Below are 1,006 nucleotides of genomic sequence, written 5' to 3' on the forward strand. Positions count from 1 at the left end.
TACTTCACCCGGACATCCGTTAACAGTGCTCGAAGCAATACTAAACGTGATACTTCCGCTAACCAATGGGTTTACCAAATGAACAGGTTGGTTGATATTGGTTTCATCACCATTGCTTATAAACGAACTGCTAATATTACTTGTAGAAGCTGTCCAAGTATAAGTAGCTCCCGGGATATTACCGGAAAGCATAATGTTCACACTTTCTCCATCGCACAACACCGGAGCCGCATTGGTCACTGTAAACGACGGTGCCTGAATAATCAGGATCGTTGCAGGTGGTGGCATTACCGCACACTGTCCTGCTGTTGGAGTAAAGGTATAGGTTCCGCTTACCATATTGTTAAAGGCCGGAGACCAGGTTCCTGTCACCCCTTCCAATGAAGTAGTGGCCAGTGGCGACGGTGTCACACCTGAACAATAAGTAGTGGCAAAGTTGAACGTTGGCGTAATGATTGGGTTTACTACAATCGTCATCGTTTGTGTTGTGGCACATTGTCCCGCATTCGGCGTAAACGTATATGTAGTTGTAGCCGTATTGTTGAGGGTTGGTGACCATGTACCGGTTATTCCATTATTGGAAGTTGTAGGTAAAGCCGTTAATGGTTCTCCTGAACAAATCGGAGCTACCGACGTAAAAGTAGGCGTGATAACAGGATTTACTACAATCGTCATCGTCTGTGTTGTGGCACATTGTCCTGCATTCGGTGTAAACGTATAGACAGTTGTAGCTGTATTGTTCAAAGCCGGTGACCAAGAACCCGTAATTCCATTATTGGAAGTAGTTGGTAAAGCCGTTAATGTACCACCTGCACAAATCGGAGCTACAGCTGTAAACGTTGGCGTAACAATAGGATTCACCGTGATGGTCATGGTTTGTGTTGTGGCACATTGTCCTGCATTCGGTGTAAATGTATACAAAGTTGTAGCAGTATTGCTTAAGGCCGGAGACCAAGAACCAGTAATTCCTTCATTGGAAGTTGTAGGTAAAGCTGATAAAGAGCCT

At 44.8% G+C, this 1,006-nt stretch carries 1 pseudogene; it reads right to left on the minus strand.

The window, feature by feature from the left end:
• Positions 1–1,006, minus strand: a pseudogene (locus tag ACWPKD_RS15205) (gliding motility-associated C-terminal domain-containing protein); the annotation flags it as partial.

This window comes from Flavobacterium pedocola, assembly GCF_053764385.1.